The organism is Maribacter sp. ACAM166 (assembly GCF_005771495.1).
Classification (GTDB): Bacteria; Bacteroidota; Bacteroidia; order Flavobacteriales; family Flavobacteriaceae; genus Maribacter.
In genome coordinates, this window is the sequence record NZ_VAUW01000068.1 from 1 (window position 1) to 9,518 (window position 9,518).

The following is a 9,518-nucleotide window of genomic DNA, read 5'->3' on the forward strand; positions in this document are numbered from 1 at the left end:
TCCCGTTCCACTCACGACGGCACTCTTAATCAAGGCAACAGTTGGAGTTTGGGTGAAGGTTGTTACCGTTGGCGTGTCATTCTCGTTTGTTGTACCAGAGGTATCGGTTATGTCATTCCCTTCAGGACCTTTAGCCGTAGCCAAAGCCGAGTTGGTTACCCCTCCTGCATCCATATCATCTTGTGTAATGGTATATGTTCCAGTGATTGCATCGCTAGAATCTCCCGCTTCCAAAGAAGTAATTGGACTTCCAGTGATCGTCAATCCTACCATTGGGTCGGTTACCACGACATTGGTTAAAGTCGTATTACCCGTATTTTCAACTCTGAAGGTATAGGTAATAACATCTCCTAGGGTTCCTGTTCCACTCACGCTGGCGGTTTTCACCAAGGCAACAGTTGGAGTTTGGGTGAAGGTTGTTACCGTTGGCGTGTCATTCTCGTTTGTTGTACCAGAGGTATCGGTTATGTCATTCCCTTCAGGACCTTTAGCCGTAGCCAAAGCCGAGTTGGTTACACTTCCTTCATCAATATCATTTTGCGTAATGGTGTATGTTCCTTTGATAGCTGAGCTAGAAGCACCCACTTCTAAAGAAGTAATTGGGCTTCCAGTGATTGTCAATCCTGACATTGGGTCGGTTACCATGACATCACTCAAAGCAGTATCTCCAGTATTTTCAACTCTGAAGGTATAGGTAATAACATCTCCTAGGGTTCCTGTTCCACTCACGCTGGCGGTTTTCACCAAGGCAACAGCTGGATCTGAATCTACAGGTTCATCAAAGCAAAGTGTATCATTATAAATTACACCTGTACTAAACCCAATGGCTCCACCAGTAGAAAGCATTCTTCCCTCAATACTTGAATTTGCTCCTGCGGTACAGGCTCCTCCATGGGAAATAACTGTTCCTTTCATATACGTGAAAGTTCCTATAGAAACGGCACCGGTAGCAACTCCTGCTCCACCAAGCCAAAAAACATTACAACGCTTCGCTCCATTAGTTAAAATCACTCTTGATTGTGCCGCTACTGAGAATGCCCCTGCGAACTTGAAAACAAATATTGAATTGGGATCATTTTGACCGTCTAAAGTTATTGTTCCTGCTAAAGATCCTGCTCCTGCAATAGAATAAACCCCAGAATTTATAGTTTCACCACTTCCAAAAGCCGGCGTGTGTCCAGTTTCCGTATTTTCTAAAAGCATAAGTTTCTCATAAGCGTTATCTAAATCGATTACGGCTTTTTTCGTAACAGCATCTGCAGTGTAAGAATTTCCTTTGGTGCCGTCTTTATTCGTATGAGTTGAAGTTAAAAAACCACTTATAGCACCAGCATTTGTACCAATATCACCAACTATACCGGATGTAGCAGCATTTGCCACAGCACCAGCACTAGTAAAAAGCGCAAAATCCTTAAGACTTCCTAAGATGTCCAAAGCATCAACAGCTGTACAATCACTTAAACATTTTATTGGAATGGTACTATTACCAACAGGCATTTTAGCCTCACCGCCAGCAGCAATAGTTACAGCTCCTTCAGAGGTGAAGAGTCTCCCATTTATGGTACTATTCACTCCAAGAGTAACAGCTCCAGGGTGAGCAAATAAAGTTCCTTCTATAGCACTTGATGCAGCAACAGAAATAGCTCCTTGAGAAATCCAAAAAACATTAGCAGCACGTGTCTCATTACTTAAAATAATTTTTGAACCTGCCCCTACTGTAAGTGCTCCTTCAAATTTCATTATAAAAAAAGCATTAGGATCTCCTCCTCCATCAAGAGTAAGAGCTCCAGCTACAGATCCAGCACCACCTATGGAATAAACACCAGGTGAAATAGTTTCTCCACCACCAAAAGCGGGAAGATGAGTGCTAGGCTCCGTAACAAACACATCATCAAGATGTATATATACCCGAAGCAAATCTATTCTAGCCTGAACAGTTGTAGGATTATTAGTGTATGTGGTACCTGTATACCCGCTTGCCGAATCAAATCCGGCACCGCTAATTATTCCAGCATTTGTTCCGGCATCGCCTGCAGAGGTTCCTTCATTTGTGATAGCACCAGCTCCTGCAAAAGTTTCAAAAGGGGCTAGTGTCCCTAATTCAAGTGTTTGACTAAAACTTACAGTAGAGAAAAATAATAGGCAAATAGTTGTTAAACTAAATAGTAGTTTTTTATTCATCGTGGGTGGTTATAAAAAAGGAATTAATCTAAACGACTAACTACTTGTAGGATTTATCCTATGTTTAACAGTGTCAGCTGTTTGTAAGGCGAACCTACATCTGTTTACACCTTATTAATACTAATTATCCTTAAACGACCATTTAAACGGTCAACGAACGTTAATATGAAATTATCCGTCCAAATACGTAGCTGATAAGTTTTTTTAAGTAGTGAACTAACTTAGTGTTCGTAAGATTATGGCTATAAATCAGTACTATTATTTACCTTCGGTAAGAGCCTTTTATCTATAGTTGAAAGTGAGAAAAGTGTCGATGAATGGAGTTATTTAGTAAAAGAATGAGTTTTATTACTTTTTAGTACAGTAAAATCATTAATTAACCCAAAGTGTATACCCTTTTTTTAAATATAAAATAGCACAGAATGTTTAGGTCTATTCGTTGTTCCTCAACTGAATACCTTATAGTCGACAATATCTATTCTTGCTACTGTGCTATCAAAACGGCCAGTGCCACCTATTGTATCAAAACCAACTGTATAGTTGTCTGCAGAATAGGGTCCAGGCAAGTATAGTTTCTGGCGAAAACATACTAAAAGTCTCTAAAAAGTTGTGTAACCTCCTAACCTACAAAAGGTTCTTGTTTGGCCAAGCTTAAACTGTAGGACTTTCAACTTCCGGGGATACTCAGGTATAATTTGTTTTATACCTGAGTATGGAAATTAATCAGATATTCCCCACCTATTCAAGTTGCTCTTCTTTTTTCGAAGACTACTCCATACTACTAATCGACCAATTAATTTTTTATTGGTTGAAGAATAAATGAATAGGTATAGGGCTGAGGGTTGATAATATATTCATCATGCACCAAAGCTCCCCATGAATTATCGCCACCTACACCCATTTGCAAATAATCTATATTCCATTGTACCGTGTTTCCGATTTTAATATCCGCTCCATGATTTTTGGTAACGGGTACCAATCCTGATGCAGATTCGGCACCGTCTTTCTCGGCATTGAAATCAAGTTCGGTCATTACAAAGGGCCAAACGCTAGTATTTAACAAATGGTTCCCTGATTGGACTTTTAGCGAAATTTTGTCGTTTGAAATTTTTGCCCAATGCACGTCGGTCTTATTTCCCGTTTCCTGCGGTCGTGGATAGCGATGAAACTGATCAACTATTTTTCCGTTGTAAATTCCTGTTTTCACCGCGGTTTTACGGTCCCAATAGCTTTCTTCCGGCCCGTTCCCATACCATGTGACTTCGGTGAAATTCTGGGGTAGGGTCATGTACATTCCGATTCTGGGAATCTTCGGTAAATCTTTTTGCTTGGGTTCGAAGTTGTAATTGACCTTCAATCGCCCATTGGATGCCAACGTATAAACTATCATTACCTCGGCCTCATTGTTCGGAAGGGTGTATCGGACTTTAAATACAACCTTCTGTCTTGATTTTTTTGGAGGTTCTATAAGTTCCGCTTTATAATTATAGGTTGCGTCTTGCCAAATTTTCAACCGATTTTGCATATCATTACCGAGGTCGTTATCCGTAGGAGGTCGCCAAAAATTTGGTCGTATCGGCTGGTTGGTGATTTCCGAACCTTGAAAGATCCACGAAATGATTTCCCCAGTCCTGATATCGATTCTGAGGTTGGTTTTTTCATTTTCTATTTGAATATCCTCACCAGAAGTATTGATTTTTAAAGGCTTGCCATAAGGTGCAAAAGAAAGAGGCTTTATCGCTTCATGCAGCATAAACTGATCCCAAGCAATTTCATGTCCCTTCGGCAGCATGGGCGATGCCTCTTTTTGGATAAGACTTATTTCTAGAATGTATTCATCTTCCGGAATAAAGGTATTTGGAATAGGGTCAAGTTTGATTTCTTGAAACTCTCTTGGCAGTACATTCACAGTAATACCTGTCCACTTATATTCCACTTTGCCATTGACAAGAAGTCGCATATGTAGTTCAGTATCAGAAAAATCGGCGAAAAAGTTTTTATTTTCAATTTCTACAGTTCCGTTCCCTTGGTACTGAAATTGTACGGGTTCATATACCTTTTTGACTTCCGAAAGATGGGGATGCGGATTCCGATATGGATCGACAAGACCGTTATTCAAAAAATTCCCATCGGTAGGTAGGTCTGGATGAAAATCGTGACCATAAGCTAAGTACGGTTTGCCATTTTCGTCTTTGTACTCCAAACTCTGATCTACCCAATCCCAAATAAAGCCTCCCTGAAGGTTCGGGTATTTTTCGATGATGTCCCAGTAATTCTGTAGATTCCCGACCGAATTGCCCATTGCATGAGCATATTCAATCATAATGGAAGGTTTGTCGGAATCCGATTCTCCGTGTTTGATCAAATATTCGAATTTTGGGTACATGGGGCAATACAGATCGGTATAATCGTCCTTTCCCGCAGGTTCGTATTGCACGATCCGGTTGTCGTCGTGTTCTTTTAACCATTTATAGGTAGGCCTAAAAACCTCTCCTTCCCCGGCCTCATTGCCTAAAGACCAAGAGTAAATGGATGGATGGTTGCGGTCTCTGTAATACATACGCTGAGTACGAGTTATGTGTGCGGGAAGCCAGCTCATTTCGTTACCGATCTGTGTTTTTTCGTCGATAGCCAAGGGATGGCTCTCGATATTGGCCTCATCTACTACATAAAGCCCGTATTTATCACAGAGTTCCAACCAGTAGGGGTCATTAGGGTAATGCGAACTACGCACGGCATTAATATTGTTTTCTTTCATTAATTGAATATCCTTCTCCATGGATTCTCTAGAAACCACGTGGCCGGTAAAAGGGTCGGTCTCGTGGCGATTTACGCCTTTGATGTATATAGATTTTCCGTTGAAAAGCACTTGACTTTTTTTGATTTCTACCCGTTTGAAACCGACCCAACGTTTGATATATTCTTTGTTTTTCGTATTTTCTTCATCCTCCAAAATGATTTCTAATCCATATAAGTTTGGAATTTCCGCTGACCATAGTTTTATATTTTCTAGAAGCTTATCGGTATGAAATTCAATGGTGCTTTTCGCAGGAATTTCCAAAGTTTCGGTAAAGCTATGAACCGATGTTTCGCCGTCGACCAATTCAAGCCTTATTTTTCGGGAAGCCAATTTAGAGCTAGCATTGCTAATAGAAACCGTACCCTTAAAGATTCCGTTTGAATAGGTGTCGTCCAAATTGGTGTAGGCGTAATAATCCGAAACAAAGACCTTAGGTTGGGTATAGAGGTAAACATCTCTTTCAATACCGCTCATACGTAGCATATCTTGACTTTCCAGATAACTGGCATCACTCCAACGAAATAATTGTAGGGCGATTAGGTTCTTTCCTTCTGATAGTTGTTCCGTAATATTGAATTCCGCAGGGGTTTTACTGCCTTGAGAATAGCCAACATAGTTACCGTTGACATAAACGTACATGGCCGATTTGGCACCAGCAAAATGAAGAATAGTCTCTTCAGATAAAAATGCTGCAGTAAGATTAATTTCCTTACGATACGTGCCAACCGGATTATAATCCGTAGGTACATTTGGCCATTTGGTATCGAATGGATAGCGCTCATCTAAATAGATAGGATGGTCATAACCTTCAACTTCCCAGTTTGAGGGAACGGGAATCGTTTTCCAATCGCTGTCGTCAAAATTCGTGTTTTGAAAAGCAACAGGTCGTTGCTTGGGGTCTTTTACAAAATGGAATTTCCAGTCACCGTTCAGGTTTAGAAAACGTTTTGAATTTCGGATGTTTGAAATATCCTCGGATTCAAACCCAAAAAAAGAGGCCCTAGGCGGAAGTTTATTCTCCTCAAATATTTTATGGTTAAAATGGTTGATCTGTTCAGGTACTTTAGGCAAAGGTTCTTGAGTGAATCCGACCACTACCGAGAGTAAGAAAGCAAGGGTACTAAGTTTAGCGTTCATATTTATAATTTTTGACTACTTCTTCGTTTCGAATTAATTATTACAAAATCCTCTTTATATAGCTTCCTAAGATAAAACTACAGTTCTTCGGTATTTCTCTTGACAATGCGTTTAGAGTAGAAGGTTTGTGTTATTTTAATGGACATAATTAGTATTCTACTATTAATGATAGCGTTAAGACGTATTGAAATACAACAGTTATAATTTAGAAAATTTTCGAGTATTTTATTCCATTATTTAGGTCTATTAGTCATTCAATAAATGAACCGTTAAGTTGTTAATACATAGTATCTGAGACAAATTGATTTTACGAACAAATTCATTCCGAAAGTTACCTAATTTGAAAGAATGAAAGTAATAATTTAATATTGAGTGAAATATATGGTGATTGCTAGTTCTGTCCTCTCGAAGAAATTATAAAATGTGACCTATTTTAGGTTCACATTTTTGTGTTGTGAATAAACGCTATTTATACGCTCTAGAAGGATTAATACTTATAAGAAGTAAAAAACATCAACAAGGAGTATAGAAAAGTGCACGGATTTATTTCAAAAAAGATACTTTTGATTTGGATACAAATTCCACTATTAAATAGTTATGTATACTTATGACAATTAAATTTCAATCTGCTCTATCTTATTTTTTAGCAACTGTAGCCATTTCACTAGTTATTTCTTGTACTAATAGCGTTGAAAAAGAGGTGCTATTTTCAGTTACAAACACTATATCCTTAGATTCAGATGATACCCAAGATTCCATACGTATAAAAGCTGCGCACGTGGTACCAACAAAAAACCAATATGAAGCCTTAAAGGATGAGTTTATAGCCTTTGTACATTTCGGGCCAAATACTTTTACAAAAAAGGAGTGGGGCAATGGTATGGAAGATCCCAGTGTTTTCAACCTCCAAAATTTAGATACAGACCAGTGGTGCCAAGTTATGGTGGCTGCTGGTATGAAAAAGGTAATCTTTACAGCTAAACACCATGATGGTTTTGTGCTTTGGCAAAGTAGGTATACAGAACATGGGGTAATGACATCACCATATAAAGATGGAAAGGGAGATGTTCTAAAAGAATTGTCCGAGTCCTGTCAGAAATATGGTCTTAAGTTGGGTGTTTATCTTTCTCCTGCAGATTTATATCAAATTGAAAATAAAGACGGTCTGTATGGTAACTTAAGTACATACACCAACCGAACGATTCCTAGGCAAGTAGAAGGAAGGCCTTTTGATAACAAAGCAACCTTTCAGTTTGAAGTGGATGATTACAATGAATATTTTCTCAATCAATTATTTGAACTATTGACTGAATACGGCCCTATTGATGAGGTTTGGTTTGATGGTGCCCATCCAAAGCGAAAAGGCGGGCAAACCTATAAATACACAGATTGGAAACAATTAATCAATTTATTGGCGCCAAACGCCGTTGTTTTTGGGAAAGAAGATTTGCGTTGGTGTGGTAACGAAGCTGGAGCCACTAGGGAAACGGAATGGAATGTGGTACCCTATATGGATGATCCTAATACGATGAATTCTTTTGCGGATATTACGACTACTGATGTAGGTAGTATTTCAAAATTAGTAGGTTCCAATTTTTTACATTACCAACCTGCGGAAACAAATACTTCAATAAGAGAAGGATGGTTTTATAGGGATGACACGGACCAAAAGGTAAGGAGTACAGATGATGTGTTTGATATGTATGAAAGATCGGTGGGTGGGAACTCTATTTTTCTTCTGAACATACCACCAAATCGTCAAGGTAGATTTTCTGATGAAGATGTAAAAGTGTTACAGGAAACCGGTAAACGAATTCAAGAAACTTATGGATCAAATCTTTTGGCTGATGCCGATGGACCTAAAGAGCTTTTAGATTCAGATGAGGATACTTTTCTAGTCCTGACCGGTAAACAACCAATAGTAGAGATAACCTTTCCTAGTGCATTAAAGATCAACAGGTTTTTAATTCAGGAAGATGTTAAACGACATGGTGAACGTATATCTAAACATGCCTTAGATACTTGGGTAGATGGTGCTTGGGAAGAAATTGCTACGGCTACAAACATTGGTTACCAAAGAATACTGCGTTTCCCAGAGGTAACTACCAATAAATTACGATTGCGTATTCTAGAATCTAGGTATATACCCATTTTACAACATATTTCTGCTCATTATTACGAGAGTAGACCACCACAACTACAATTGACTAGAAGTTGTGAAGGTGAAATTTCCATATCACCGAAAATGTCAGATTTTGGATGGAATCCTCATGGAGAAAATGCAAGTGCCAATTTAAATAAAGGATTGCAAATATTTTATACCAAGGATGGTCAAGAACCAACGCAGGAATCTAAAATGTTTACAAAACCATTTTCATTTGGTGAAGGAGAGATAAAGGCGGTAGCTTTTATGAACGGAAAGCCAGGAAGTAGTACTAATATTAAATTTGGTTTACCCAAAAATACATGGAAACTGGTACGTGGAGATAGCGAACTAGAAACGCACGGTGCCAATTTGATTTTTGACGAGGACCCACAAAGCTATTGGCAGTCTCAGGCAAAAACTAAAAACCATTTTGTTATTCTAGACTTAGGAAAGAAAACGGAAATCAACTCGTTCGCATATACTCCGCCAATTTCAAATGCTGACGGAATGATTCAAAAAGGCCATATTTTCTCAAGTGACGATGGTAAAATTTGGACTAAACAAGACACCTTTATCTTTGGAAACTTGATCAATGACCCAACTCAGCGAATGCATCACTTCAAGCAAAATTTCACTACGCGATTTATTAAATTAGAGACCGATGAAATTGCAGGTATAGGGAATTCGGTGGCGATTGCAGAACTTGATTTTTATTCTAATTAGTTTTTGCATAAAATGCTAGTTCATGATAGTACCAAAAAATGGTAAACTATAATACCACAGTTCTAAAGGATATTTTCATGTTACATTCCTGTACTATGACTTTACTCATAGGTTAAGTTCTAAATTTCAGGTTACTTTGATTTTAAGCAATTGAAGTCTCATGCGTAATGTTACAATTATCACACTTATCCTGCTCTGCTTTTCTTGTGAACGGGATCAAGAAAAAATACTTCCTCAAAAAACAAGGTTAACATCATCTGTATATGCATCTGCAACCATACAGCCAGATAGTTTGTACCAAATATATTCTGCCGTGGCAGGTATTTTAGATAATAATTTAACAGAAGAAGGGAATTTGGTACAAAAAGGGGGGGCTATTTTACAAATCATTAACCGTACCTCTCAACCTGAGTTCGATTAATAATATTTGATTATTATGCAACAAAAAAGATAGATTTTCAGTAAATTAAAGTGTTGAAATTCAATTCATTAATCTAAAAATCTATCTATGGTAATCTACTCTAAAGTTAC

The 9,518-nt window shown here is 38.3% G+C and carries 4 protein-coding genes; 2 read left to right on the forward strand and 2 right to left on the reverse strand.

Going from position 1 to position 9,518, the window contains the following annotated elements; genetic code table 11:
* A partial coding sequence (locus ES765_RS20950) for an ice-binding family protein (protein WP_138116420.1) occupies positions 1–2,181 on the reverse strand: 2,181 nt, incomplete at its 3' end.
* 793 nt (positions 2,182–2,974) lie between these two features.
* A complete protein-coding gene (locus ES765_RS20955) occupies positions 2,975–6,118 on the reverse strand; it encodes a glycoside hydrolase family 2 TIM barrel-domain containing protein (protein ID WP_138116422.1) in 3,144 nt (1,047 codons plus the stop codon).
* A gap of 607 nt (positions 6,119–6,725) precedes the next feature.
* Between ES765_RS20955 and ES765_RS20960 the strand changes: the two genes are divergently transcribed.
* Together ES765_RS20960 and ES765_RS20965 are read left to right on the forward strand one after the other, a co-directional pair.
* Complete coding sequence (locus tag ES765_RS20960) at positions 6,726–8,987, forward strand: alpha-L-fucosidase (RefSeq protein WP_138116424.1); 2,262 nt, start codon at positions 6,726–6,728, stop codon at positions 8,985–8,987.
* 160 nt (positions 8,988–9,147) lie between these two features.
* Positions 9,148–9,408, forward strand: coding sequence for a hypothetical protein (locus ES765_RS20965; protein ID WP_138116426.1), 261 nt, complete (start codon positions 9,148–9,150; stop codon positions 9,406–9,408).
* Positions 9,409–9,518 lie beyond the last annotated feature (110 nt).